This window comes from Corynebacterium lubricantis DSM 45231, from assembly GCF_000379425.1.
GTDB lineage: Bacteria > Actinomycetota > Actinomycetes > Mycobacteriales > Mycobacteriaceae > Corynebacterium > Corynebacterium lubricantis.
On the sequence record NZ_KB902193.1, the window covers coordinates 133,908 to 158,478 of the forward strand.

Annotated in this window: 23 protein-coding genes; 14 read left to right on the forward strand and 9 right to left on the reverse strand. The window is 59.6% G+C overall.

All coding sequences use genetic code 11. The features are described 5' to 3' along the window. Positions 1 to 77: 77 nt before the first annotated feature. A complete protein-coding gene (gene arsB / locus A37O_RS0106595) occupies positions 78 to 1,175 on the forward strand; it encodes an ACR3 family arsenite efflux transporter (RefSeq protein WP_018296715.1) in 1,098 nt (365 codons plus the stop codon). Next, positions 1,168 to 1,587 carry an arsenate-mycothiol transferase ArsC gene (locus A37O_RS0106600; RefSeq protein ID WP_018296716.1) on the forward strand — a complete coding sequence of 140 codons (420 nt, stop codon included), beginning with the start codon at positions 1,168 to 1,170 and terminating at the stop codon, positions 1,585 to 1,587. Before arsB ends, A37O_RS0106600 begins: the two co-directional genes overlap by 8 nt. On the opposite strand, the gene A37O_RS14860 is transcribed toward A37O_RS0106600, so the two are convergent. Continuing rightward, entirely contained in the window at positions 1,571 to 2,833 is a 1,263-nt protein-coding gene (locus tag A37O_RS14860) for an amidase (RefSeq protein ID WP_156802521.1), read from the reverse strand. The two genes, A37O_RS0106600 and A37O_RS14860, sit on opposite strands and share 17 nt — an antisense overlap. Next, on the reverse strand, positions 2,830 to 3,435 hold the full coding sequence (locus A37O_RS0106610) for a sugar O-acetyltransferase (protein ID WP_156802522.1): 606 nt from the start codon (positions 3,433 to 3,435) through the stop codon (positions 2,830 to 2,832). The genes A37O_RS14860 and A37O_RS0106610 overlap by 4 nt, the downstream gene beginning before the upstream one ends. Positions 3,436 to 3,553: 118 nt before the next feature. Between A37O_RS0106610 and A37O_RS0106615 the strand changes: the two genes are divergently transcribed. Both A37O_RS0106615 and A37O_RS0106620 read left to right on the forward strand, forming a co-directional pair. Continuing rightward, positions 3,554 to 4,312: an SDR family NAD(P)-dependent oxidoreductase gene (locus A37O_RS0106615; RefSeq protein WP_018296719.1), complete on the forward strand. Its 759-nt coding sequence runs from the start codon at positions 3,554 to 3,556 to the stop codon at positions 4,310 to 4,312. A gap of 152 nt (positions 4,313 to 4,464) precedes the next feature. Then, positions 4,465 to 5,175, forward strand: coding sequence for an SDR family oxidoreductase (locus tag A37O_RS0106620; protein ID WP_018296720.1), 711 nt, complete (start codon positions 4,465 to 4,467; stop codon positions 5,173 to 5,175). 70 nt (positions 5,176 to 5,245) lie between these two features. Here A37O_RS0106620 and A37O_RS0106625 read toward each other — a convergent pair whose 3' ends face one another. Both A37O_RS0106625 and A37O_RS0106630 read right to left on the reverse strand, forming a co-directional pair. Continuing rightward, positions 5,246 to 6,721: an NAD-dependent succinate-semialdehyde dehydrogenase gene (locus A37O_RS0106625; protein ID WP_018296721.1), complete on the reverse strand. Its 1,476-nt coding sequence runs from the start codon at positions 6,719 to 6,721 to the stop codon at positions 5,246 to 5,248. 2 nt (positions 6,722 to 6,723) lie between these two features. Next, on the reverse strand, positions 6,724 to 6,918 hold the full coding sequence (locus A37O_RS0106630) for a hypothetical protein (RefSeq protein WP_018296722.1): 195 nt from the start codon (positions 6,916 to 6,918) through the stop codon (positions 6,724 to 6,726). Between the two features lie 257 nt (positions 6,919 to 7,175). On the opposite strand from A37O_RS0106630, the gene A37O_RS0106635 reads away from it, so the two are divergent. The 5 genes from A37O_RS0106635 (at position 7,176) to A37O_RS14865 (ending at position 10,217) form a co-directional block, all read left to right on the forward strand. Beyond that, the gene (locus A37O_RS0106635) at positions 7,176 to 7,826 is read left to right on the forward strand and encodes a LysE family translocator (RefSeq protein ID WP_018296723.1); all 651 of its coding nucleotides are present in this window, start codon (positions 7,176 to 7,178) and stop codon (positions 7,824 to 7,826) included. Between the two features lie 39 nt (positions 7,827 to 7,865). Next, positions 7,866 to 8,147 carry an RNA-binding S4 domain-containing protein gene (locus A37O_RS0106640; RefSeq protein WP_018296724.1) on the forward strand — a complete coding sequence of 94 codons (282 nt, stop codon included), beginning with the start codon at positions 7,866 to 7,868 and terminating at the stop codon, positions 8,145 to 8,147. Positions 8,148 to 8,150: 3 nt separating this feature from the next. Beyond that, complete coding sequence (locus A37O_RS0106645) at positions 8,151 to 8,939, forward strand: VOC family protein (protein WP_018296725.1); 789 nt, start codon at positions 8,151 to 8,153, stop codon at positions 8,937 to 8,939. 11 nt (positions 8,940 to 8,950) lie between these two features. Continuing rightward, positions 8,951 to 9,238: an MGMT family protein gene (locus A37O_RS0106650; RefSeq protein WP_018296726.1), complete on the forward strand. Its 288-nt coding sequence runs from the start codon at positions 8,951 to 8,953 to the stop codon at positions 9,236 to 9,238. A gap of 115 nt (positions 9,239 to 9,353) precedes the next feature. Then, entirely contained in the window at positions 9,354 to 10,217 is an 864-nt protein-coding gene (locus A37O_RS14865) for a hypothetical protein (protein WP_018296727.1), read from the forward strand. A gap of 6 nt (positions 10,218 to 10,223) precedes the next feature. Here the strand turns inward: A37O_RS14865 and A37O_RS0106660 are convergent, their stop codons facing one another. Beyond that, positions 10,224 to 11,153 carry an alpha/beta hydrolase gene (locus tag A37O_RS0106660; RefSeq protein WP_018296728.1) on the reverse strand — a complete coding sequence of 310 codons (930 nt, stop codon included), beginning with the start codon at positions 11,151 to 11,153 and terminating at the stop codon, positions 10,224 to 10,226. Between the two features lie 67 nt (positions 11,154 to 11,220). Here A37O_RS0106660 and A37O_RS0106665 point away from each other — a divergent pair, with 67 nt between their 5' ends. Beyond that, positions 11,221 to 11,847 carry a CG0192 family protein gene (locus A37O_RS0106665; RefSeq protein ID WP_018296729.1) on the forward strand — a complete coding sequence of 209 codons (627 nt, stop codon included), beginning with the start codon at positions 11,221 to 11,223 and terminating at the stop codon, positions 11,845 to 11,847. Between the two features lie 12 nt (positions 11,848 to 11,859). On the opposite strand, the gene A37O_RS0106670 is transcribed toward A37O_RS0106665, so the two are convergent. Next, positions 11,860 to 13,791, reverse strand: coding sequence for a M13 family metallopeptidase (locus A37O_RS0106670; RefSeq protein WP_018296730.1), 1,932 nt, complete (start codon positions 13,789 to 13,791; stop codon positions 11,860 to 11,862). A gap of 77 nt (positions 13,792 to 13,868) precedes the next feature. Between A37O_RS0106670 and A37O_RS0106675 the strand changes: the two genes are divergently transcribed. The 4 genes from A37O_RS0106675 to A37O_RS0106690 all read left to right on the forward strand — a co-directional run bounded on the left by A37O_RS0106675 (position 13,869) and on the right by A37O_RS0106690 (position 21,666). After that, a complete protein-coding gene (locus tag A37O_RS0106675; protein ID WP_018296731.1) occupies positions 13,869 to 14,546 on the forward strand; it encodes a hypothetical protein in 678 nt (225 codons plus the stop codon). 25 nt (positions 14,547 to 14,571) lie between these two features. After that, on the forward strand, positions 14,572 to 15,438 hold the full coding sequence (locus tag A37O_RS0106680; RefSeq protein WP_245533801.1) for a PrsW family glutamic-type intramembrane protease: 867 nt from the start codon (positions 14,572 to 14,574) through the stop codon (positions 15,436 to 15,438). 148 nt (positions 15,439 to 15,586) lie between these two features. Further along, positions 15,587 to 20,125 (forward strand): glutamate synthase large subunit, encoded by a 4,539-nt coding sequence (gene gltB, locus A37O_RS0106685; RefSeq protein WP_018296733.1) that lies wholly within the window; start codon positions 15,587 to 15,589, stop codon positions 20,123 to 20,125. Beyond that, complete coding sequence (locus tag A37O_RS0106690; protein WP_018296734.1) at positions 20,125 to 21,666, forward strand: glutamate synthase subunit beta; 1,542 nt, start codon at positions 20,125 to 20,127, stop codon at positions 21,664 to 21,666. Before gltB ends, A37O_RS0106690 begins: the two co-directional genes overlap by 1 nt. Before the next feature lie 82 nt (positions 21,667 to 21,748). Here A37O_RS0106690 and A37O_RS0106695 read toward each other — a convergent pair whose 3' ends face one another. The 3 genes from A37O_RS0106695 to A37O_RS0106705 are packed head-to-tail and all read right to left on the reverse strand — an operon-like array spanning position 21,749 to position 24,447. Next, positions 21,749 to 22,498, reverse strand: coding sequence for an ABC transporter ATP-binding protein (locus A37O_RS0106695; RefSeq protein WP_018296735.1), 750 nt, complete (start codon positions 22,496 to 22,498; stop codon positions 21,749 to 21,751). After that, on the reverse strand, positions 22,491 to 23,279 hold the full coding sequence (locus A37O_RS0106700) for an ABC transporter permease (RefSeq protein ID WP_018296736.1): 789 nt from the start codon (positions 23,277 to 23,279) through the stop codon (positions 22,491 to 22,493). Before A37O_RS0106700 ends, A37O_RS0106695 begins: the two co-directional genes overlap by 8 nt. Before the next feature lie 19 nt (positions 23,280 to 23,298). Then, positions 23,299 to 24,447 carry an ABC transporter substrate-binding protein gene (locus A37O_RS0106705; RefSeq protein WP_018296737.1) on the reverse strand — a complete coding sequence of 383 codons (1,149 nt, stop codon included), beginning with the start codon at positions 24,445 to 24,447 and terminating at the stop codon, positions 23,299 to 23,301. Positions 24,448 to 24,571: the final 124 nt, after the last annotated feature.

The following is a 24,571-nucleotide window of genomic DNA, read 5'->3' on the forward strand; positions in this document are numbered from 1 at the left end:
ATTGACACGTATCGATATGGAACCTAGTTTTGATATTGATAAGTGTCGATGTTTTAGGTGTGAAGTGAAAGGATGCGATGAATACTCGCATGTCATTTTTGGACCGCTATTTGCCGGTCTGGATTCTGGTGGCCATGGCCGCAGGGCTGCTGATTAGCCAGGTATTCCCGGGTATTGGAGATGCGCTCGGTGCAATGGAAGTCGGGGGAATCTCTATTCCGATCGCCATCGGCCTGTTGATCATGATGTATCCGCCGCTGGCTAAAGTGCGCTACGACAAGGCTGCCAAGATCGCCGCAGATAAGCGCCTCATGCTGGTCTCGCTCGGGCTGAACTGGATTGTCGGCCCGCTTCTCATGTTCGCGCTGGCGTGGATCTTCCTGCCGGACCAGCCGGAACTGCGCACCGGGCTGATCATCGTCGGTCTCGCACGCTGTATCGCCATGGTGCTGGTGTGGTCCGACCTCTCGTGTGGCGACCGCGAGGCCACCGCGGTGCTTGTGGCCATCAACTCCGTCTTCCAGGTGCTTATGTTTGGTGTCCTCGGGTGGTTCTACCTGCAGGTCCTGCCGGGCTGGCTGGGGCTCGAAACAGCCTCGGCTGATTTCTCCTTCTGGGCGATCATGAAGTCCGTTCTCGTATTCTTGGGCATCCCGCTGCTGGCGGGTGCGCTGACCCGGATTATCGGCGAGAAAACCAAGGGCAGGCAATGGTACGAGGAGAAGTTCATTCCACGCATCTCCCCACTGGCTCTAATCGGTTTGCTGTACACCATCGTGTTGCTCTTCGCGCTCCAAGGTGACCAGGTCATGGAGAACCCGTGGGCCGTGGTCCGAGTGGCTATCCCGCTGGTCCTGTACTTCGTGATCATGTTTGGCATCGCGCTTGTCACCTCCCGAGGATCGGGAATGAATTACGCGCAGTCCGCGTCGGTGTCCTTTACCGCGGCCGGAAATAATTTCGAGCTCGCAATCGCCGTGGCAATTGGTACATTCGGAGCTACGTCCGGCCAAGCACTCGCCGGAACTATCGGGCCACTCATTGAAGTCCCTGTCCTCGTGGCACTTGTTTACGTCATGCGCTGGCTTGGCCCGAAACTTTTCCCCGGCGATCCGACTCTGCCCCCAACAACTCCCACCGAATCTACTTCTCTCAAGGAGAACTCCCATGTCTGATTCTGCTCACAAACCCCAGGTCCTGTTCGTGTGCGTCGGCAACGGCGGCAAATCCCAGATGGCTGCAGCGCTGGCCGAAAAGCACGCCGGTGACAAGCTGGAGATCCATTCGGCCGGCACCAAGCCGGGCACTAAATTGAACGCACAGTCCGTAGAATCCATCGCCGAGGTCGGCGCCGACATGTCCCAGGGCACTCCGAAGGGAGTCGACCCGCAGCTGCTGCGCAGCGCCGATCGCGTGGTCATCTTGGGCAAGGACGCACAGCTCGAATTGCCCGAGGATGCCCAGGGCACCCTCGAGCGGTGGGAGACCGACGAGCCTTCCGAGCGTGGCATCGAAGGCATGGAGCGGATGCGCCTTGTCCGCGATGACATCGATGCGCGGGTACAAAAGCTTATCGACGAGCTGTAGTCCCAGATTTCCAAGTGATGGCGGATAGTTGCTGGGCTAGGCCGAGAATCGCACGGTTATCGACTCTGATGGCGCCTAGTTGAATGCTCACTGGCAAGGGGGTCTCCTCGGTGGAGGATAGGTAAAGCGGTAGGGAAATCGCTGCGCCTCCGCTCATATTGAAAATGGAGCCCCACGGAGTCCAGCGTGTTTGAGTCAGGAAGTCTTGCTCTGGTCCCAATGCCGTGAAGGATCCGATTTCTGGTGGCTCATGCGACAACATGGGACTGAGCAACACATCGACGGGCCAAGCGGCGCGTAGCTCGTCGGCGGACCCTTCCAACCTTGAAATATCCTTTTTCGGCGGCGTGCTGTGGGCATTGTCGCGAAACCACTCGACGATGTCACTTGAAGGTGCCTCAGCGCGAGAGACTTTCGCACTAAATACGCGGCGAAAACTCCCAAACAGTCCCGCAGCGTCAAGGGCCCCCGGATCAAGGTCTATGACGTCGTGGCCTGCTGCAGCAAGCGTGTTCGCTGCTAGTTCGGTTGCGCGAATGGCTTCGGTAGCAACATCAGAGCGCGACATATCGTGAGCCAGCAGGGGAGAGATAATCACACCAATACGCAGAGTTCGAGGTCGGGCAAGTCTTTCGACGTTGTGGGCAAAGAGCGTCTCCGCCAACGAACGCGTGAGAACTCCTTGGGCACTGAGCATTCCGCCAATTGGCGTATGCGAAGGTTTGAAACCAACTAGTCCGCACGCGGCCGCGGGAATGCGAATCGAACCGCCGCCATCAGAGCCATGGGCGATATCGACGAGCCCCTGTGCGACCGCAACAGCGGCACCTCCCGACGACCCACCAGGAGTGCGAGCCTCACCTGGCCATAGCGGGTTGTGTGGAGCAGGAAGGCCAACAGGTTCGGTGTAGCCAGTCATGCCCAGTTCGGATGTGGCCGTTTTGCCTGGGATGATGGCGCCTTCTGTCAGTAGCGTGCGCACCAACTCTGCAGATTGAGTCGCGTGACTGCGCCGATGAATCGAGCCGTATGTTGAAGGCATACCCGCGACATCAGTTAAGTCCTTGATGGGGACGATTCGCCCGTGCCAGCGTCCACGTCGCTCCGGTGGCACCGTGTCAAGATAGGTCGCACGCTTCACTGTGGCGCCAAAATCTAGGTGGCTGAAGCCATGTTCTTCCGGAGACAGTCCGGAGATCTTGTGGATGAACTGCTTCACAATGTTTGTAGCACTTACAGAACTCAATATTCCCCAGGCTCCAATTCCTCACGCTCAAGCGTGTCGCCTGGCTGATTGAGGGTGCGGGTCACCTTTCCCGGCACACCCATGACCAGGGAATCGTCGGGAATATCCTTCGTGACTACTGCACCGGCGGCAACCACGCAGCGATTTCCAACGGTCACTCCGGGCATGACCATGGCGCCAGCGCCGAACCAGCAATCGTCGCCAATTGCGATAGGGCGGGCGCGCTCCCAGCCCTTGATGCGCATCTCCACGTCGTTGACGGGGTGTTCGGCGGTAATTAATTGGCAGCCGGGGCCGAAAAGGGTGTTGTTGCCCACGGAGACAGGTGCGACATCGATGATGATGCAATTGAAGTTCATGAAACATCCCGAACCGAAGGTGGTGTTGATCCCGTACTCGAGGTGGAGTGGGGCAAAGGTTTCCGGGACACCAGAACCGGGGGCTAGCGCCTCCGCTAGGATTGCTTCTCCTTGCGCCATATCGGTGTTGGCAAGATCGTTGAAGCGCTTCATGATGGAGCGGTTTTTCTCGTGCTGTTGCACGATCTCAGGTCCTCCCGCGATATACCACGCGCCACTTGTCATTCTGTTAAAGTCGTGCATGGAACCAATCCTACAGATCCCTACTTTTTATTAGTGTGACCTGCGCTAATGAAAATACTTTAAATTTCTACCATGATTGGTGACGTGTCAGGAAATGGCTAATTTTTAAGGAGTAAACATGGGTAAATTTGACGGAAAAGTAGCACTTGTTACCGGCGGCGGTTCCGGTATCGGCGAAGCGATTGCGAAGGAGCTCGCTGAAGGCGGCGCGAAGGTTATTGCAGCCGATCTCAACCTTGAGGGTGCACAGCGCGTCGTCGACGAGATTAAGCAGGCCGGCGGCGAGGCTGCCGCATTCCAGATGGATGCTTCCTCCAAGGAAGACAACAAGGCAGCGGTTGATTTCGCCGTGGAGACTTTCGGTTCCCTCGAGCTGGCGGTCAACAACGCTGGCATCGGCGGCAATAATGCCCCAATCGGTGAGATCGATCTGGAGAACTGGGACAAGGTCATCGGCATCAACCTCAATGGTGTGCTGTACGGGTGCCACTACCAGATCGCCCAGTTCCTGAAGCAGGACAACACCGATAAGACCGCAATCGTGAACATGTCGTCTATCCACGGCGTGACCTCGGTCTGGGGCAACTCGGCGTACGCTGCAGCGAAGCACGGCGTGATCGGCCTGACCAAGAACGCTGGTGTGGAGTACGCTGCCCAGGGTATTCGCGTCAACGCCGTTGGCCCTGCTTATATCGAAACCCCGCTGCTTGCGAATATGTCGAAGGAAGCTTACGACGGCCTCGTCGCAAAGCACCCAATCGGCCGCCTCGGCCAGCCAGAAGAGGTAGCGAAGCTCACCGCGTTCCTGCTCAGCGAGGACGCATCCTTCATCACCGGCTCCTACCACCTGGTTGATGGTGGCTACACCGCTCCATAACCACGTGCGGGAGCGTGCGTCGATAAGCATTATGCTTGTCGGCGCTTTTTCGCTTTACGACGAGGCGTGACTCCAGGGAACCGTCAGGGAGCCCCCTAACAATGGTCTAGAACTCATTGCGGGGATGTGGGTGATCTGGCACACTCGGCTGCATGGTAAACAAAGTAGCAGTAGTAACAGGTGGCTCAGCAGGTATCGGCGAGGCGACGGCGCGCGCACTCGCCAGCGACGGGTGGACGGTTTACGTCGCAGCTCGTCGTAAAGATCGCGTGGAAAAGATCGCCGAGGAAATCGGTGGTATTCCCGTCGAGCTCGACGTGACCAGCCAGGAATCCGTGGACGCGCTCGTCGCGCAGCTCGACCGGGTGGACCTTTTGGTTAATAATGCTGGCGGCGCACGTGGCACTGACCCACTCCGAGAAGCCAACGAAGACGACTGGCGCTGGATGTACGAGGTCAACGTCCTAGGCCTCGTCCGTATTACCAAGGCGCTGTACCCAATGTTGCTGGAATCCGAGGGCCAGATCATTAACGTCGGTTCCGTGGCGGGCTTCCGTGCCTACGCCGGTGGCTCGGGTTATAACGCCGCGAAGTTTGGTGTGAGCGCGCTGACCCGTGCGATGCGTTTGGAGGAGGAGAATAACCCGATCCGCATCTGTGAGATCGCGCCTGGCCGAGTTAAAACCGACTTCTCCAAGAACCGCTTCAAGGGCGACGAGGAAAAGGCGGACGCGGTATACGCAGACAAGCTCAACCTGTCTGCGGAAGATATCGCCGAGGCAGTGCGCTGGGTCTCCTCGCTGCCGAAGCACATGAATATTGACACGATGAACATCATGCCGCGGGACCAGGCGCGGGTGTAATGAAAAATTAATCCCGCTGCCTGAAGCTTTAGGAAGCTATCGGACAGCGGGATTTTCTTTTTGTAGTGCTTTACTGGTCGGCGTATGGGTCGCGGATGCCGAGGTACTGCACCGAGGTGTACTCCTCGATGCCCTCTAGGCCACCTTCGCGGCCCATGCCTGACTGCTTGACACCACCAAACGGTGCGGCTGCATTCGAGATCACACCCGTGTTGACACCGAGCAGGCCGAACTCGAGTTGGTCGGAAACCCTAAAGATCCGCGACATGTCCTGCGAGAACACATACGATGCTAGGCCGTATTCGGAACTATTCGCCAGGCGGATCGCATCAGCTTCATCCTTAAACGTGACCACGGGAGCAACGGGGCCGAAGATTTCTTCTTTCAGGATCTGCGCATCACGCGGCACATTGTTGAGCAGCGTAGGCAGGTAGAAGTAACCGTTGCCGCTACCGCGTGCGCCACCGGTGACGACCTCAGCACCATCACTGACGGCACCGTCAACCAACGCGGAGACAGAATCGAGGGCTTTTTGTTCCACCAGCGGACCCACGGTGACGCCGTCGTCCATGCCGTTGCCCACGACTTGTTCTTCCAGGCGTGCTGCAAAGCGACGGCTGAACTCCTCGGCGACGGATTCATGCACCAGGAAGCGGTTAGCTGCGGTGCAGGCCTCACCGATGTTGCGCATTTTCGCACCCATGGCACCTTCGACAGCAAGGTCGAGATCAGCGTCGTCGAAGACGATAAACGGTGCGTTGCCGCCAAGTTCCATGGAGGTGCGTAGCACCTTATCGGCTGCCTTCTTCAACAGCTGCTGGCCAACAGGGGTGGAGCCGGTAAAGGAGACCTTGCGCAGGCGATTGTCGTCCATCAGCGGGTTGGAGATCGCAGAGGCGGACTTACCGGAGACAACGTTGAGCACACCGGCTGGTAGGCCAGCATCAAGCATGGTTTGGGCGAAGTACTGGGTGGTCAACGGGGTCAGGCGTGCTGGTTTCAGTACCATGACGCAGCCAGCTGCGATCGCTGGGGCGACCTTGCGGGTGGCCATGGCTAGTGGGAAGTTCCACGGGGTGATCAGCAGGCATGGTCCGACGGGTTTGCGTGTGGTGATCATGCGCAGGTTGCCTTCTGGAGTGGCACCGTAGCGGCCGTAGAGGCGGACTGCTTCTTCGGAGAACCAGCGTAAAAATTCGTTGCCGTAGGTGACTTCGCCGCGGGCTTCTGCTAGTGGTTTGCCCATTTCGAGAGTCATGAGGGTGGCGAATTCTTCGGCGCGTTCCTGGACGAGTTCGAAGCCACGGCGCAGGATTTCGGCGCGTTGTCGTGCCGGGGTGCGGGCCCAGTCGTGTTGGACGGCGCAGGCAGCATCGAGTGCAGCAATAGCATCCTCGCTGGTTGCTGAGGCAAGGGTGGCGATGGTTTCACCGGTAGCGGGGTTTTCCACGTCGAAGGTGGCGCCGTCGGAGGCGTCACGCCAGGAATCACCAATCAACAAACCAGTCGGAACTTTAGCAAGTAATTCAGAAACATTAATGGTCATGACTATTTTCCTTCCTTGAGTGGAGTGATGAATTTCTCCACCAGACCGCGCGCTGCGGAATTGAGCTGCTGTACGTCTGCACCCACGAGGACGAAGTTTGCTCCAGCATCCAAGTAGTCCTGTGCTTGCTCAAGGTTGCATGTGTTGATAGCAATTGACTTGCCAGTATCCGCAGAGGCCTTGATGGACTGCTTCACACCGGGAACGACGTCAGGGTGGGTCTGTTGCCCCAGAGTACTCCTCGAGGCGTCGGGTTTAGACGGGCTGATTCTGCTCAGCCGAGCGATTCAGATTCTCACTTGCGCACTTTGATACTCCAGTAGTGATGTTCCTTCGTGTGGGGCAGTGCAATCTGCAATGCGAGATTGCAGTCACCCGGATTCTCGTCGTGAAGCGATGCCCAAACATTCTCCGAGTACTGCAGCTTTACGCATGAGTAGTATTCTCGTTGCCCATGACCCTTGCCTCCTTCGCCGCGCTCATCGGAGTGTGGCTCGCTGCCATTATGAGCCCCGGTCCTGACGTCTTTCAGATCATGCGTGTCGGGGCCAGATCAAGGCGCAATGGAATCTTGTGCGCACTGGGCATTGTCTTCGGCAACACTATCTGGCTCGTTGCCTCACTGATAGGCTTGGCGGCTCTTATCCAGGCAGTGCCGGAGATCCTAGCGGTGCTGCAGCTCGTGGGTGGTTCATACCTGATATATATGGGATTCGGCGCAGTCCGCAGTGGCTTAGCGACGAGAAAAGCACCAGCAACTACAACTTTGCGTGGACCCGAGATGACAGGTCAGCAGGCATTTTGGCTGGGTGTGCGCACAAATTTAGCGAACCCAAAAGCCGTGTTGTTCTACGGCGCGGTCTTCGCCCAATTCGTGCGCCCCGATATGGGAATGCAGTGGATGTTTATCATCGCGGTGACACTCATCGTGATCGCCCTACTGTGGTTCACCCTTTTTGCCGTGTTTATCCGTGCGATTGCTAAACCACTGGAAAAGTACGGCTTTATCGTCGACATTGTTGCGGGCATCATCTTCATCGCGCTGGGCGTGTGGATGGTCGTCGAAGGCGCAATGGGCCTATTCGGGGCAGTGGATTTAGTCTGACTCTTCGCTTAGGGAAGGCCTGAAGTAGGCTGAAGCACTATGGACGTAGCTATCCACGGAGATTCCATTAAATTGGGCCAGTTTCTCAAACTAGCCAACCTCGCAGACACTGGCGGTCACGCCAAAGAACTCATTGCTACCGGTCAAGTCATTGTCAACGGTGAAGAAGTAGCGCAGCGCGGACTTGTTTTACACGACGGCGACGAAGTGCGCGTCGGCGGCGTCACCGCGACGGTGATTGCGAACTCCGAGGACACGGACTTTTTCGACGAGCGCACCGCCGACGATGATTTTGATCCTGAAAAGTGGAGGAACCTCTAGCAAATGCCAGCATTTGAAGCCCGTACCGGCATGCCCTACTGGGTAGAAAAGACCAGCCAGGACAAGCGGAAATCTACCTATTTCTATTCCAAGATCTTGGGGTGGGAGGTCTCCGAGGACGCCTATAGCATGGCTCGCGTCCAGGGACTTCCCGTTGCTGGCTTTGTGCAGCAGCCGAAGGAAGCCACGATGAATGACACCTGGGTGACCTATTTCCTCTCCGGTGACATTTACGGGGACACCGCCAAGGTTGAAGAACTCGGTGGACAGGTGCTCTCGCAACCGTCGGAGGTCTCCCTCGGAGTGATGAGCCTGTGCACAGATGTTGCAGGTGGACTCTTCGGCTTGATCCAGCCCGCAGGCGAAGAATCCTTTGTCGCTGCCGGCGAGCCAGGGACACCGGTATGGCACGAATACACCGCCAACCGCGAGTTTGAAAAAGTCGCCGATTTTTACCGCGGACTCTTCAACTGGGAAACGGTCACCAAGGACGGTTACGCACTCGCAGTCGAAGACGGAGGAGCCTTCGCAGGCATCTGGGACGCAACCGGCCAATTCCCGCTGGAAGTGCCAGGATTCTGGCAGTCCTACCTTGGGGTTGTTGATATTGATGAGGCTGCCCGCCGGGTTCCCGAGTTCGGTGGCGAAGTCATCCGCGGACCGCAGGACTCTGCCTTCGGGCGTCTGCTCTTGGTTGCAGATTCAACCGGTGCGACAGTGATGCTGTGCGAGGTTGAAGAGCCAGTCGAGGAAGATGATCTCAGCGAAGCTGATTCCATCCTGGACCTCTAGGGAAAGTGCCCGTGGGTTCGGATCCGGGTTCGTGGGTTGAGCTGCCCGACTACGCCGAGCGGGTTTTAGCCATCGTCGATAAGCTTGGCCCAGGTCAGGTAGCCACCTACGGTGAGGTCGCCGCTGAAGCTGGCACCGGTCCGCGCCAAGTCGGCGCCGTGTTGCGGAAGTGGGGAGCCGCAACGAATTGGTGGCGTGTGGTGCGCGCCGATGGAACGGGCCATGACCCCGTGCGTCAGATTCCACTGTGGGATGCCGAAGGTATCGCGCACGACGGCAACCGTGTGAAGTTTCACTAAGACATTTTTCATTAGTGCATTTACAGGTGGATCTGCTTATGATCACTGTGATGGTGTCGCAGCATACACACTTGGTGTAGGGTCGCGTGACCAGCAAAGTAAAAGGACTGGGTACATGAAGAAGTTTTGGGGCGTGTTTCTCGCGCTGCTCCTTGCCATGTCCGGTGCACCTGTGGCCAACGCAATACAGCTTGATGCCGAGGACGTCAATGAGCGGACGGCTCTGGCCCTGGTGCATTCCGATGGCACGATCGATGCCAGCGAAAACGCCGAAGATCCCCGTCCAGCGCTGTCACTGAGCAAGTTGTATCTCGGCTATTGGGTTATTTACAACGGGTCCAAGAAGCACAAAAGCCAAGTCGAGGAGATGCTGCGGCTCTCCCATGACGGCATGGCCACGGAAATGGACCGCGCCTACCCCGAAGCTATCGATGAAATTGCGAGCGACTTTGAGCTTGAATCCACCTACCGCAATGGCTATTGGGGCAAGACTCGAACGTCGGCAGTCGACGTAACGAAATTCATTTCCGCAATCTCTTATGATCCGCGAGCCAAACCCGTTTTTGAAGCGATGAGCGAAGCTGCGAACTATGCGCATGACGGATTCTCACAAGATTATGGCACCTCGCAGCTGCCGGGCGTGGAAGGAACCAAATTCGGCTGGTCCAACGACCACGAGACTACTGCCACCGTGTCGTTCGGGGAAGATTGGGCAGCAGCCTCCATGACCTTCGGCGATACAAAAACGAACACCAAGGACACGCTCAAAGGCTTCACTCCGGCGCTCGAAATTTCCAGTGACGACCTGGAACTAACCGCGCAGGGTTGGGCGCTGGCACCCGCCGACGTAGAAAGCGTGGATCAGCTGTTTCCGCAGTCAACAGTGACGTACGACAACGGCCCACTGTCTCACGGCTGGCTGCGCTCTGTCGGAGCTTCCGAAAAGATCGTGATGATCGCCGAACTGAGCGATCCTTAACAGTCCTTAGCGGTCCACGCTCCCCAGGAACTCGGCCACGTCCTTAATCTTCTGCCGACTAACCTCTGGAGTGGCAATGCGATGCGTCGAGTAATACTCCTTCACTTCCACATTGCTGAGACCATCCACTTTCGGGCGGGAGGCGATCTCGTCGTCAAGCGCGATCTGGACGAGCGTGCGTGGCCAACTTGCGGCCTCCGAAATGCGCGCTTCTCCGCGGATTTCGGCAGGCAGATTGCCCAGCGACTCGAGGTCAGGGAAGGTGAGCACCAGACCGTCGACCAGCGGCGCGACGAGGGCGGCGAGTGCCGCGCCGGAGCTATACCCCCACGCGCTAATCGACGAAGGGGAGTGGTGCTTGGCGTAGCCGATCGCCTGCTCGACCGTGTCGCGCATTTCTTTCACGGTGTGTTTCGGGGCGAGCGGGTAATCCACGTCGAGGATCGTCGTGCCGGACAACTCCGCGACGGCCGCGACCTCGGGGCGCCACGAGTGCTCGAGCGCATTGCCCGAGCCGCGCCACCAGCCGCCGGAGTGCAGGGAAATCGCCCAGCGGCCGGTCGGTTCGGAAGGCGTAAACTGGCGAGCGCCGATGCTGAGCACATCCTGGACCTGAACATCGCCTGCAAAGGCGACTCCTGGCATGGAATGATCGACGGCCGAGCCGAGCATGAGCATTGCGGCATGCGTAATCCGGTCGGGCAAAAGCGCGGTGTATTGGTCCGCAGGAAAGGGGTCTCCCGCGCCACCCTTCCACGGCGGAGTGAAATCCGGCAGCGGGTAGGTGGCATCAATATACGAGACTAATTGTTCGAGTTGTTGCTTTTCAGGCAGCGTACGATGGACTCCTCCGACATTAAAATCGGCGGAATCTTGCTCGTTGACGGGGTAGTTGTCGTCGGGATTGCCGGGCTGCAGTTTTGGGGGTGGAGTCATACTTACAGCGTAGGCGAGAAATGAGCGCTAGATTTGAAAGAAGAAAGAACTTCTTGAGGAGGAAGCCATGAGCGGGACAGCAAAAATCTACGATGCCGATGTTTACCCAACCAAAAGCCAGATTGCAGAGAAGTACGGAGCCATCACCGACCTGGTTGGCTCTTATAGGTTCGTCGACCCCGAAGATATCGTGGGAATTGAGATCCTCGTAGGCAAGGACATGGAAGGCCGCTGGATGCAGCTTCCGCTGGTCTACACCTCAGATGTGATCGAAGGCGAAGCACTGATCACCACGATGAAGCATTCCATCCTTGGCAAGCGCTACGTGGGTGTCGCCACGGCAAGCCCGGCCGCAGTCAAGGAAATCATCCGCGTCATCCTCAATGGAGACAACGGTGCAAGCTACTCCGACGGCTCCGGCCCCCAGGTCGAGGTCAGGGGGTCAGGCGACGAGCCGGCCGAGGTGGGAGACATCGAGATCCGCGAGTACACCCGTCAGAGGGCAACAGGTGCAGTGCTTGTCGACGGGCGCTCCCGCTCGTTTTTCCTACGCATGCCAAACCTGCTCCTGCGCCCCCACGAAACTGCCCGCGGCCACACCACGTCCAGGATGCGCCTGAGCGGCTGGCGCCCAAACAACCCAGAAGATCAGCGGATCTTGGCTGAACTCTCCTGGGGTGACTACCAGAAGTAGGGGCTTATACCTCTACCAGATGGTGACGCGCTGTTCTGGCGCAATCCACATCTCCGAGTTCTCATCGACGTCTGGGAAAGCGTCATAGAACTCGGAGATATTTGCTGAAATGACATTGCACCTAAACTCGGCAGGCGAGTGCGGGTCGATGGCTAGGTACTGCTGTGCCATCTCTGGGCGGATAGCGGTGCGCCACACGCGAGCCCAGGACAAGAAGAGGCGCTGCATGCCCCCAAATTCCTGGCTGGCGAGCTCCTCGCTGGCGTCATCGATGTCGAACTTCTGAGTGGCACCATCCTCCAGGCCCTTGTCCTCGAGATACATCTTGTAAGCGATCACGGCAATGCCCAGGCCGCCAAGATCGCCGATATTCTCGCCGAGCGTGAACTCGCCATTGACACCGTCGATGCCCTCTTTACCTTTCAATGCGGACGGGACCAGGCCGTCGAACTGGTCGACGAGCTTCGAGGTGAGCTCGTCGAAAGCATCACGGTCTTCGTCGGTCCACCACGAATTCAGGTTGCCCTGGCCGTCGTAGCGCGAGCCCTGATCGTCGAAACCGTGCCCGATCTCGTGACCAATCACGGCGCCGATCGCACCGAAGTTCTCGGCGGCATCCACCTCGGTGGAGTAGAACGGTGGCTGCAGGATCGCAGCCGGGAACGTGATGTCATTTACTACTGGGTTGTAGAAGGCGTTGACGGTCTGCGGGGTGGTAACCCACTCGTCGCGATCCGCAGGCTTGCCCACCTTGTTGAGCTGATACTCGTGCTCGAAGGCGGCACCTTTACGCACATTATCGACGAGCTCACTGCCCGAAACAGAGAATTCTAAGCCCTCGAAGTCGCGCCAATTATCGGGGTAGCCGATCTTGGCCTTGAACTGGCTGAGCTTTTCTAGGGCCTTGGTGCGGGTCTCTTTTGTCATCCACTCCAGCTGACCAATGCGCTCACGGTAGGCCCGCACGAGGTAATCCACGAGCTCAAGCATGTTGTCCTTGGCCTCGGCCGAGAAGTATTCCTTCACATACGCCTGGCCGATGTCCTCGCCAACGAGCGATTCTGCAAGACCCACGCCGCGCTTCCAGCGATCGCGCTGTTGCGTCGCACCTGAGAGGCGGGTGCCGTAGAACTCGAAGTTCTTCTCACCAATCTTCTCAGCGAGGGTGCCTGCGCGAGAACGCAGGATGTGCCAGGTGGCCCAGAGCTGCCAATCTGCCAGATTCTCGGGACGCAGCATCCGGGATAAGTGCTGGGTAAATGTTGGCATCATGTCGATGACGCGTCCGTCCTTCACACCAGACCCACGCAGCAGGGTCTGGATGATGGCAGGGAGATCGCCCAAATCGACCGGGTTATAGGTTGCTACTGCATCACGAGTGCGAACGACATCCCAGTGCCCTGCTGCCAGCTCTGTTTCCAGGTTGACGATCCTGGTCGCGGCTGCCTCGGTGGGCAGGCCGAAGAGGTGAACCGGGTCGATAAATTCGAGCATCTCGGCGATGTGCGCCTGGTAGGCCGCAAGGACTTCCTTGTGGTTCTCGGCGCGGTAGTAGGCCTCATCGGGCAGACCAAGGCCCGATTGGACCAGGTAAGGCACCGAATCTTCGCCCTGAGAGTCCTTCTCAATGTAATAAGTTATCGGTGCGCCGATGCCGATGCGCTCCAACTTGCCTAAGTTTGTGGCAAACTCGTCGATATTGGCCACGGAAAGTAACGCGAAGTCCTCTTCCAGGGGAGCCACTCCACTGTCGTTGATGGCATCGGTGTCCATGAAGGATTTGAATAAATCGGTGGCACGACCAGCACCTTCGGTGACGAGCTCGTGGACGTGGGCCTCGGCCTCGTCGCGAAGCGCATGAAAAGTACCGTCGACGCCACGGTCGTCGGGGATAATGTGGTGGTCAAGCCATGGGCCATTGACAAATTGATACAGGTCGTTCATGGTTCCACTCTAACGATTAGGCTGACCATATGTCCCAGTATCGGTTCGGTCCCAGAAAAACTGGCAGACTTTTTACAGTGTCTGTCCTCGCGACCGTCCTTTTTCTTGCCATTCCCTCGATCGTGTCGTGGTTTGCGCCACCGGTTGAAGCGGAGCGGGAAAAGGTAGTCATTTCGAGTGAGCAAAGCGACTGGGCGGTCGAGTTCCCCGAGCTCGATTGTTACTGGGACCCGTACGGCCTCGCCGGCCAATCGTGGTGGTGTGAAGACATCTACGTGCAGGGCTCGTCGACGATGTGGACCGATGACCCAGAAAAGACGCTGCGCAGGCAGGTGCGTGCCAACTCCATGGAGCTTGATGGTTCGAGCGGGGTAGTCATGGAGTCGGGGGACAACCTGATGTATTTCTACATGCCGCCGGAGGGCAGCTTGGAGAAACCGACCCTGGCTATGGCGATCCGTGGTGGCGGCGAGGCTGGGGGGAACGAGAACGAGGTGCTGTTCGCCATTGCTGATGGCTGGGACATCGCTGGGCTGACCCAGGTGGGCGCTGACCTCTGGGAGGGGCTGGCTGGGACGCCGATGCAGGAATCCTTCAGCGATCATCCGCTGTTTCAAGAGCAGGATTCTCCGGAGATTCCACAAGCCCCGGGCCAAGACTCAGATCCGTTCCCAGGACTCCAGCCGTGGCTGGAACCCGCGCCACGGGAGCAGGAATTCGCAAGCGTGAAGGAGAATCATGTCTCGCCTGTTTAGAAACACATTGATCGTACTGCTGGTATTGACCGGCCCCTTCATGATCCTGACCATGATTTTCCAGGGATTCTTCTCGCCGCTTCCGAGCCTGGTGAGCTACCTCATCGGCGCTTTGTACGCCCTGGTCTGCCTGGCGATTCTCCGGAGAACTCCCCTCTGGCCGAAGTGGAGCACCACCGGAACCTGGTGGGTGCTTGCCGCGCTGCTGTGGGGTGCGGGCGTGAGCTACGCGGTGGCAGGTGCGGTGGGATACTCGGCTGTTGACATGTCGATGGCCCTGCGCTGGGAAGACGCGATCGCCTCCTTTGGAGGGGCCTGGCCGGAAGAGGCCGCGAAAGCCTTAGGCGTGCTATTCGTTTTACTGTCCTTCAAAAGGTTTAACCGCCCCTGGCACGGATTTGTCGTGGGAATGATCGTCGGGCTGGGCTTCGAGACCTTAGAAAATGCCATGTACGGCTCGATGCTGGGCATGTTCCACCCTTCCAGCGACATGCTGGGCATGCTGCAGACGTGGGGCATACGCATGGTCTTCCTGCCGTTCTTGCACATCGCCTGGACGGGCGCGGTCGGTTGGGCGATCGGGCTTGCCCTCTATACCGGCGAGAAGTCGCTGGGGTGGAGGATTCGCGTTGTGGCGATCTATTTCCTCTATGCCTTCGCCTGCCACTTTGCATGGAACTATTCGCTGGATGATTACACCCTGTTCGTGGCGAAGAACGTCATCGTGGGCATCGTGATGTACGCCGTTTGGATTTATGTCTGGGTGAAGGCCTGGCGTGCCGCGACGTCGGATCGTAGCTACGTGTTCACGCACAAGCCGTTGCGCTCGGTGTCGGAGGTAGAAGCGCTTGATGCGCAATCACCTGAGGCAGCGGTGTCCGCAGGGGGGTAATTCCACCCTAGGATTAAGTGATGTGCGCCACATAAAAAACGTGTGACCGGCCCTTTTTCTGTCGCGTTAATGGTATGTCTTGCAAGGTAGGGGCCTTATATTGTTTTCTATAGAGCGATAGACAGGCAATCAGTAAAGGTGGACCACAATGCGTCAAACAGGGCTCTACAATCCCGCCTACGAACACGATGCGTGTGGCGTGGGATTTGTTGCTGACATTAAGGGACGACCAAGCCGAAAGATCATCGACAACGCGCTGACAGTGCTCGACAACATTGATCACCGCGGAGCAGCAGGTGCAGAGGAAAACACCGGCGACGGCACTGGCATCCTCATGCAGATCCCCGATGCGTTCTACCAGGAAGTCACATCCTTCGATCTGCCTGCGGCCGGCGAATATGCCACGGGCATTGCCTTCCTACCCCAGACACGCATGGCCGAGCTCGACGCTCGCCGTGCAATCGAGGAGATCGCCCGTGAAGAAGGCGCCAAGGTATTGGGCTGGCGCGAGGTGCAGGTCAACCCCGAAGATCTGGGCAAGATGGCGCTTGCAGCCATGCCTACATTTGCACAACCCTTCCTGTCCGTGCCGGGCAAGTCCGGCATCGAGCTCGACAGAGTGATGTTCTTTATCCGCAAGCGCGCCGAGCGCGAACTGGGCGATCAGACGGTGTACTTCCCGTCCCTGTCTGCTCGCACCATCGTGTACAAGGGCATGCTGACTACAAGCCAGCTTTCCGAGTTCTACGCTGATCTTTCCGATCCGCGCATGGAATCGGCCATCGCGCTCGTGCACTCGCGTTTCTCCACGAACACGTTCCCATCCTGGCCTTTGGCGCACCCGTACCGTTTTGTTGCGCACAACGGCGAAATCAACACGGTGACCGGCAACGAAAACTGGATGCGTGCCCGCGAAGCGCTGATCAATTCTGAAGCGCTCGGCCCGCTCGACCGCGTCCTGCCGGTCTGCACCCCAGAGGGCTCAGACACAGCGCGTTTCGACGAGGCACTGGAACTGCTGCACCTGGGTGGCTACAGCCTGCCTCATGCAGTCAGCATGATGATCCCGCAGGCCTGGGAGCACTCCACCGAGTTGGACCAGGAGCTGCAGGACTTCTACGAGTACCACTCCTGCCTCATGGAGCCCTGGGACGGCCCAGCCGCCGTCACATTTACCGACGGTACCTTTGTCGGAGCCACTCTCGACCGCAACGGCCTGCGACCAGGGCGCATCTGGATCACCGACGACGGCCTCGTCGTCATGTCCTCCGAGGCCGGTGTGCTGGACATTCCTGCAGAAAAGATCGTCAAGCGCACACGCGTGCGCCCCGGACACATGTTCCTCATCGATACCAAGGCCGGGCGCATCGTTCCCGATGCCGAGATCAAGCAGAAATTGTCGTCCCAGGCTCCGTACGGCAAGTGGATCGAGGAGAACTTCACCCCACTGAGCCAGCTCGATCAGGTCTACTACGAGTACATGCCGCACAACCGCGCGGTGCTGCGTCAGCGCGTCTTCGGGATCACCGAGGAAGACGTGGATTTGATCATCCGCCCGATGGCGCTCTCTGGTGCCGAGGCGATTGGTTCGATGGGCTCGGATACCCCGATCGCCGCGTTGTCGAACCGCCCCCGCATGCTCTTCGACTACTTCGCGCAGCGCTTCGCCCAGGTGACCAACCCGCCACTGGATTCCATCCGAGAAAAGAACGTGACCAGCATGTACACCCTGCTGGGCGCGCAATCCGACGTGCTTAACCCGACCGCCGAGGCGGCTCGTCGCATTCGCCTGGACTCACCGATCATTGACAACCACGCGTTTGTCACCTTGTTGGAGGCAGGCGAGCCCTTCGAATCCCGGATCATCTCGGGCCTGTACTCCGTGGCCCACCATGGAACGGGCATGCGCGAGGCGATTGAGCGTGTCAAGCGCGAGGTCTCCGAAGCCATCAACGATGGTGTCAGCCTCATCGTGTTATCGGATCGCGATTCCGACGAGCGCTTCGCCCCGATCCCGTCGCTGCTGCTGACCTCCGCGGTGCATCAGCACATGGTGTCCGAGCGCACCCGCACGCGCGCCTCGCTGGTCATCGAGTCCGGCGACTCCCGCGAGGTGCACCACCTGGCTATGCTCATCGCCTTCGGCGCGGACGCCATCAACCCATACATGGCCTTCGAATCCATCGATGAGCTACGCATGCTCGGCCAACTCGGCGAGCTCGAGCTCGACGACGCGTGTACCAACTACGTCAACGCGGCCACCACCGGCGTACTCAAGGTCATGTCCAAGATGGGCATCGCCACCGTCGCGTCCTATCGCGGTTCGCAGCTTGCGGACGTCACCGGGTTATCGCAGTTGCTTCTCGACGAATACTTCGGCGGGATGCCTGCACCGATCGGCGGAATGGATCTGGATGCCGTGGCCGAGGACGTGGAAAAGCGCCACCGCGCAGCATTCTTGCCGCGACCTGAGGAAAACGCACACCGTGAACTCGAGCTCGGCGGTGAATACAAGTGGCGTCGCGAAGGCGAGTACCACCTGTTCAACCCGGAGACCATTGCGAAGCTGCAGCATGCGACGAAGACCGGCCAGTACGCAATTTTCAAGGAGTACACCACGGCCGTCGACGACCAGTCCGAGCGACTGGCCACCCTGCGCGGCATGATGGACTTCGACTCGCCACGCCCATCCATCTCGGTGGACGAAGTCGAGCCAGTGGCCGATATTGTCAAGCGTTTCTCTACCGGCGCGATGTCTTATGGTTCGATCTCTGCTGAGGCTCACGAGACTCTCGCAATTGCCATGAACCGACTGCATGCCATGAGTAACTCTGGCGAAGGCGGCGAGGATCCGGCTCGCTTCGAGATGGAGCCCAACGGCGATTGGCGCCGCAGCACCATTAAGCAGGTCGCCTCGGGACGCTTCGGTGTGACCAGCCACTACCTGAACAATTGCACCGACATCCAGATCAAGATGGCTCAGGGCGCAAAGCCCGGCGAGGGTGGCCAGCTGCCTCCGAACAAGGTTTACCCTTGGATCGCCGAGGTACGTATTACCACCCCAGGCGTGGGTCTGATTTCCCCACCACCGCACCACGACATTTACTCCATCGAGGATCTCAAGCAGCTCATCTTCGATCTGAAGAACGCCAACCCGGATGCCCGCATTCACGTCAAGCTTGTTGCTCAGGCCGGCGTGGGCACCGTGGCCGCAGGTGTGTCGAAGGCACACGCCGACGTTGTGTTGGTCTCCGGCCATGACGGCGGTACCGGGGCCTCCCCGCTGACCTCGCTAAAGCATGCCGGTGGACCGTGGGAGTTGGGCTTGGCTGAAACCCAGCAGACCCTGTTGCTCAACGGCCTGCGCGACCGGATCCGAGTCCAGGTTGATGGCCAGCTGAAGACTGGCCGCGACGTGGTCATCGCTGCGCTGCTCGGTGCCGAGGAGTTCGGCTTTGCCACCGCACCGCTGGTGGTGGAGGGCTGCATCATGATGCGCGTGTGTCACCTGGATACGTGCCCCGTGGGCATCGCTACCCAGAACCCTGACCTGCGCAAGCGGTTCACGGGCCGGGCCGAGCATGTGGTGAACTTCTTTACCTTCATCGCTCAAGAAGTACGCGAGATCCTAGCGGAGCTGGGCTTCCGCTCTATCGACGAGGCGGTGGGACAGGCACGCGTGCTGAAGCAGAAGGAGAACTCGCCGGGCCGTTCCGAGCTACTGGATCTTTCGCCAGTGTTCCAGCAGCCTGAATCCGAGTTCTTCCGGAACCAGAACCCACGTCAGACTCGTGATCAGGATCCTGGGTTGGAAGGTACCCTTGACCAGCGCATGATCAAGGATGCGCAGCTAACCATTGATGCGGCGGCGGCAGCGTCGTCGTCAAGCGCCCCTGCGTGGATGAGCTCCTCGGACGCGCCGTCGATCCGCTTGAAGTACCCTATCCGCAACATTGACCGCACCGCAGGAACCATGACGGGCTCGCAGCTCACTCGCGCAGCCGGTCGCGACGGGCTGCCTGAGGATTCTGTAACCGTGACCTTCACCGGCTCGGCGGGTAACTCGTTCGGCGCGTTCGTGCCTGCGGGTATGACGCTGGATCTGGTCGGTGACGCGAATGACTTCGTGGGCAAGGGGCTTTCGGGCGGCCGGATTATTGTGCGTCCGCACCCGGATGCGCCGACGCAGGCGGGCTTTGATGAACCTGACATTATTGCCGGAAACGTCATCGGTTTCGGCGCGACCAGCGGTGATCTCTACATTGCCGGCGAGGTCGGGGAGCGCTTTTGCGTGCGTAACTCGGGTGCCACCGCCGTTGTCGAAGGCATTGGAAACCACGGTTGCGAGTACATGACTGGCGGGCGCGTGGTCGTGCTGGGCCCGGTCGGCGAGAACTTCGGGGCCGGCATGTCCGGCGGCGTGGCGTACCTGGCGCCGCAGGAGAACTTGGGTGCGCGCGTCAATCACGGCCTCGTGGACTTCGAGGAGCTCGACGCGAAGGACATTAAGTTCCTCGAAGAAATCGTGGCGAAACACAAGAAGCTGACCGGCTCGCAAATCGACATCGACGTGACCACGCTGGTCAAGGTCATGCCGCGCGACTACCGCAAGGTTTTGAACATCACCGCAAAGGCCCAAGCACGGGGCGAAAACGTTGGACAAGCAATCATGGAGGCAGTGAACTAATGGCCGACCCACATGGATTCATGAACTACGAGCGCAAGGAACCGGCTCACCGCCCCGTTCCACTGCGGTTGATGGACTGGCGCGAGGTGTACGAGAAGGCACCCGACGGCCAGATTCAAGAGCAGGCTACGCGCTGCATGGACTGCGGCGTTGCGTTTTGCCACGAGGGCTGCCCGCTGGGCAACATCATTCCCGAGTGGAACGACCTCGTGCGCCAAGAGCGCTGGCAGGAAGCCTACGATCGTCTGCATGCGACCAACAACTTCCCGGATTTCACAGGTCGCCTGTGCCCGGCGCCGTGCGAGGGCGCGTGCGTGTTAGGCATTAACGACGACGCCGTGACCATCAAGAACGTCGAGTTGGACATTGTCGAGCGAGCTTTCGACGAGGGCTGGGTCGAACCGATCCGCCCCACCATGCAGACCGGCATGGCTGTCGCCGTGGTTGGTTCTGGTCCCGCAGGTATGGCTGCCGCCCAGCAGCTAACCCGCGCCGGACACCGCGTGACCGTGTTCGAGCGCGATGACCGCATTGGTGGTCTGATGCGTTACGGCGTTCCCGAGTACAAGATGGAAGCCCGCTACATTGACCGCCGCATCCGCCAGATGGAGCTGGAGGGCACCGAGTTCCGCACCGGTGTTTCGCCCACCGCGCGCGACCTGGCTGGTTTCGATTCCGTGGTGCTGTGTACCGGTACGGCCGTGGCCCGCGAACTTGCTGTCGACGGCCGCGACCTCGAGGGCATCTACCCAGCAATGGAGTATCTCACCGCGCAGAACCGCGTCAACGAAGGCGACATGTCGGTGTCTGCGATTAACGCTAAGGGTAAGAAAGTCGTGGTCATTGGTGGCGGCGACACCGGTACCGACTGCTTCGGTACCGCGCTGCGCCAGGGTGCTGCGAAGGTGACCCAGTTCGACATCCGTGCGCGTGCACCGCAGAACCGCGCTGCCTCGACCCCATGGCCGATGTATCCGCTGACTTACCGCGTGGCTACCGCGCATGAGGAAGGTGAGTACGTGGTGACCGGCGATGAGTCGGCAGATGAGATCGCAGCACTTGGCCTGGCGACCCGTGGTGCGGGCGAGGCCTTGGGCAAGCGCATCTACTCTGTGAATACCGTCAGCTTCCACGGTTCCGATGGCAAGGTGGAGACGATCCGCGGCAACGAAGTCGAGGTCATCGACGGCAAGCGCACCCCGATGGAGGACACCGACTTCGAGTTCGAGGCTGACCTTGTGCTCGTTGCGCTGGGCTTCACTGGCCCAGAGCGCGGCGGCCTGGCACATGAGTTGGGCATGGAGTTCGACGCCCGCGGTCGCATGGTCCGCGACAACGAGTACCGCGCTACCGTGCGCCCACTCGTGCCAAACTTCAAGCCACAGGTCTACGTTGCCGGCGATAACGGCCGTGGCCAGTCGCTGATTGTGTGGGCGATTGCCGAGGGTCGTGCGGCTGCAGCTGCCGTGGACAAGGACCTGATGGGCGAGACGGCTTTGCCGGTGGCGGTGTCGCCATCGACGGCGCCGATCACGCTGTAATTTTTCGGGTTTATATTGACGGATATGCTGTTTTGGAGGCTCTGAAGGGCTGAAACAGTAAATCCGTCGATATTGTCCAAAACTAAGAGTGCTCGAGCAGCCCCAGCAGGTGGCGGCGCATCTCGCCGGTATCCGATTCCGCCGCACCGTGGCGTGGCCTGCGGATATCCACCTTGAGGTCCTCGATGATGGTTGCGTCCGGGCCGGGTGACATGACCAGGATGCGGTCGGAAAGCAGAATGGCTTCCTCCACGTCGTGGGTCACCATGACAACGGTGCGCCGGTTAGTTTCCCAGATCTCCAGCAGCAGGTTTTGCAGCTCGCGGCGGGTCAGGGCGTCGAGGGCTCCGAAGGGCTCGTCGAGAAGCAAAATCTTGGAATCGATGGCAAACGCACGCGCAAGACCGACACGCTGCTGCATGCCGCCAGACAGGCGGGCGGGGCGGCGGTCGGCGGCATGACTAAGGCCGACTTTGCCCAGCACGTTGTCGGTACGTGTGGCGCGCTCCTCGGCGCTGAGCTCGGGGTGAGCGGAGAGCAGACCGAAATCGATGTTGTCGCGGGCAGTTTTCCACGGCAGCAGGGCGTGGTCCTGGAAGACGAGGCCGCGCTCGGGGCCGGGACCAGTGATTTCCGTGCCGAACGCTGAGACGGTGCCGGTGGACGGAAAGGCGAGGCCGGCGATCATGTTGAGGATCGTGGACTTGCCCGAGCCCGATGGGCCGAGCAGGCTGACGAACTCGCCCTCAGCGACGTCCAGCGAGGTGGGGCCGATGACGCGGGTCTCGCCGTAGGACTTGGTGATGTTTTCGACAGAAATAGTGCTAGTCATGGCGAACAACCTTCTGAATAGAAGCGACGAGGTGGTCGAGGATGAGACCGGTGACACCGATGAGCAGGATCGCAACCACGATGGCATCGATATCCAGGCGGTTCCACATGTTCCAGACGAAGAAGCCGATGCCTTGCCCGCCGACGAGCATCTCGGCAGCCACGATGACCAGCCAGGATGTGGACAGCGACAGGCGCATGCCGGTGACAATCCCGGGCAGCGCCGCGGGGAAGAGTACGTGACGCAGGGTCAGCCAGCGGCTCGACCCCAGGGTGGCCGCGAGGTTGAGGTAGCGCGGATGGATGTCGTGCACGGCCGAGATCGTGTTAATCAGCGTGGGCCAGAGCGCAGAGAGCACAATGACGAACACGGCGGTGTTCTCGGCATCCTGGAGCAGAGCCAACCCAAGGGGCAGCCACGCTAGGGGCGAAACCGGCCGCAGAATCTGCACGGCCGGGTCGACCGCGCGACGCATCGTTGTGGAGGTGCCCAGCCAAAAGCCCAGCGGAATCGCGATCACCATGGCGATGACAAAGCCGATGAGCACGCGGCGCAGGCTGGCCAGCAGGTGCCAGAAGATACCCACGGAGGCGGGCCCGTCCCGGTAGAAGGGGTTGGAGAGAATCTCCACGCCGCGCTGCCACGTGCGCGCCGGGGTGGGCGCGATGTCGGAGAGCCAGCCGGCCGACACGGCGATCTGCCACAGCGCGAGGAAGGCAGCCAAGAGCACAAGGCCGGTGACAACGGCATGCCACACAGGGGGAGAGGACTTCTTTGTCATGTACGATTCCTAGTTTTTCCTAGCGGTATCCGGCAGTGGGGCGGGTCGGGTCGAAGACGTGGCCATTGATGGTGACGGGGTCGTCGTTGGTCACGGCATCCTTGGGCAACACAGCAAAGGCCGCGTCGCGGATCGCGGTGTCGTCGAAAGTCAGGCGCGTGCCTCCTAAGTCCCACCGCGCGAGCTGAGCCGCCATCCACGTCAACGCTGTCGACGAGGTCGGGTCACCGTAGCTCAGGTAGTTCGGGTCGCTGACCTGCTCGCCCTCCCAATTCAGATATGAACCGGTCAGACCCGCAGCAATGAGGCTTTCCTCCTGGTTGAGATATTTCTCCGAAGCCAGCAAAGGTGCCGACTCGTGGACATGGGCCGGGTCGTCGACGAAGGACGCGCCTTCGTGCAGCGCCGCGACGATGGCATCTGCCGCAGCGGGGTGAGCGAGGCGGAATTGCTTGGACATCACCACGGAGCAGCATGGGTGGCGGTCCCACATCTCGCGCGTCAGGGTGAAGATCCGGCCCGCTCCGCTGGCGAGTGCGCGCTGGTTGAACGGCTCTGGCCCGATGAAGCCATCGATGGTACCCACGGAGAGCTGCGCGACCATGTCAGCGGGGCGCAGCAATCGCAGCTCCACGTCGGCGACGGGATCGATGCCTCCGGCGACTAGATAGTCGCGCAGCAGCAGTGCATGCACCGAGTATTCGAAGGGGATGCCAAGAACCATGCCGCGCATGTCGGATGCCGAGGAGACGTGCCCATGATGCTTCGCAGCCAGGGTCAGCGCCTGCCCGTTGGTATTTTGAGTAAACGAGAGCTCGGTCGGGCGCGCAGCGTTAGTTGCAGCGGCATCGAGCGCGATCGGCATGGGTGAGAGCATGTGTGCCACGTCGAGTTCGCCGGTGGCATAGGCCGTCCACAGATCGGCCCAGCCGGCGAATTTCCGCAGCGAAATCTGCACCCCATGCTTGTTAAAGAGGTCGAGGGAATCGGCGGCCAGCAGCGGGGCGGCGCAGCCGATGGGGACGAAGCCGATGGTGACTACGTTGCCGGAAGCAGCATTGCTTGACGACGAGCCCGTGCCGCAGGCGGCAAGCGTGCCCAAAGTAGCGCCTGCTCCCGCGATGCCAGCGGCTCGCAGTAACGCGCGGCGAGAAAGGTATGGCTGCATCGACGCTCCTGAAACTCTTAATAGACCGAACAGTAGACCGAACGGTCTTAACAACTGCAAACACACTAAGTGCTGGAAGTTTAAAAGTCCACCTCCAGAATTGGAGCGAATAAAAATCACAGTA

What these genes read in the sequence shown, in the direction of transcription:
- A37O_RS0106690 (WP_018296734.1), top strand. Translation starts at nt 20,125, where the DNA reads ATGGCCGACCCACATGGATTCATGAACTACGAGCGCAAGGAACCGGCT.
- A37O_RS0106645 (WP_018296725.1), top strand. Translation starts at nt 8,151, where the DNA reads ATGCCAGCATTTGAAGCCCGTACCGGCATGCCCTACTGGGTAGAAAAG.
- A37O_RS0106705 (WP_018296737.1), bottom strand. Translation starts at nt 24,447, where the DNA reads ATGCAGCCATACCTTTCTCGCCGCGCGTTACTGCGAGCCGCTGGCATC.
- A37O_RS0106640 (WP_018296724.1), top strand. Translation starts at nt 7,866, where the DNA reads ATGGACGTAGCTATCCACGGAGATTCCATTAAATTGGGCCAGTTTCTC.
- A37O_RS0106700 (WP_018296736.1), bottom strand. Translation starts at nt 23,279, where the DNA reads ATGACAAAGAAGTCCTCTCCCCCTGTGTGGCATGCCGTTGTCACCGGC.
- A37O_RS0106610 (WP_156802522.1), bottom strand. Translation starts at nt 3,435, where the DNA reads ATGCACGACTTTAACAGAATGACAAGTGGCGCGTGGTATATCGCGGGA.
- A37O_RS0106625 (WP_018296721.1), bottom strand. Translation starts at nt 6,721, where the DNA reads ATGACCATTAATGTTTCTGAATTACTTGCTAAAGTTCCGACTGGTTTG.
- A37O_RS0106620 (WP_018296720.1), top strand. Translation starts at nt 4,465, where the DNA reads ATGGTAAACAAAGTAGCAGTAGTAACAGGTGGCTCAGCAGGTATCGGC.
- A37O_RS14865 (WP_018296727.1), top strand. Translation starts at nt 9,354, where the DNA reads ATGAAGAAGTTTTGGGGCGTGTTTCTCGCGCTGCTCCTTGCCATGTCC.
- A37O_RS0106695 (WP_018296735.1), bottom strand. Translation starts at nt 22,498, where the DNA reads ATGACTAGCACTATTTCTGTCGAAAACATCACCAAGTCCTACGGCGAG.
- A37O_RS0106635 (WP_018296723.1), top strand. Translation starts at nt 7,176, where the DNA reads ATGACCCTTGCCTCCTTCGCCGCGCTCATCGGAGTGTGGCTCGCTGCC.
- A37O_RS0106615 (WP_018296719.1), top strand. Translation starts at nt 3,554, where the DNA reads ATGGGTAAATTTGACGGAAAAGTAGCACTTGTTACCGGCGGCGGTTCC.
- A37O_RS0106665 (WP_018296729.1), top strand. Translation starts at nt 11,221, where the DNA reads ATGAGCGGGACAGCAAAAATCTACGATGCCGATGTTTACCCAACCAAA.
- A37O_RS0106660 (WP_018296728.1), bottom strand. Translation starts at nt 11,153, where the DNA reads ATGACTCCACCCCCAAAACTGCAGCCCGGCAATCCCGACGACAACTAC.
- gltB (WP_018296733.1), top strand. Translation starts at nt 15,587, where the DNA reads ATGCGTCAAACAGGGCTCTACAATCCCGCCTACGAACACGATGCGTGT.
- A37O_RS0106670 (WP_018296730.1), bottom strand. Translation starts at nt 13,791, where the DNA reads ATGAACGACCTGTATCAATTTGTCAATGGCCCATGGCTTGACCACCAC.
- A37O_RS0106600 (WP_018296716.1), top strand. Translation starts at nt 1,168, where the DNA reads ATGTCTGATTCTGCTCACAAACCCCAGGTCCTGTTCGTGTGCGTCGGC.
- arsB (WP_018296715.1), top strand. Translation starts at nt 78, where the DNA reads ATGAATACTCGCATGTCATTTTTGGACCGCTATTTGCCGGTCTGGATT.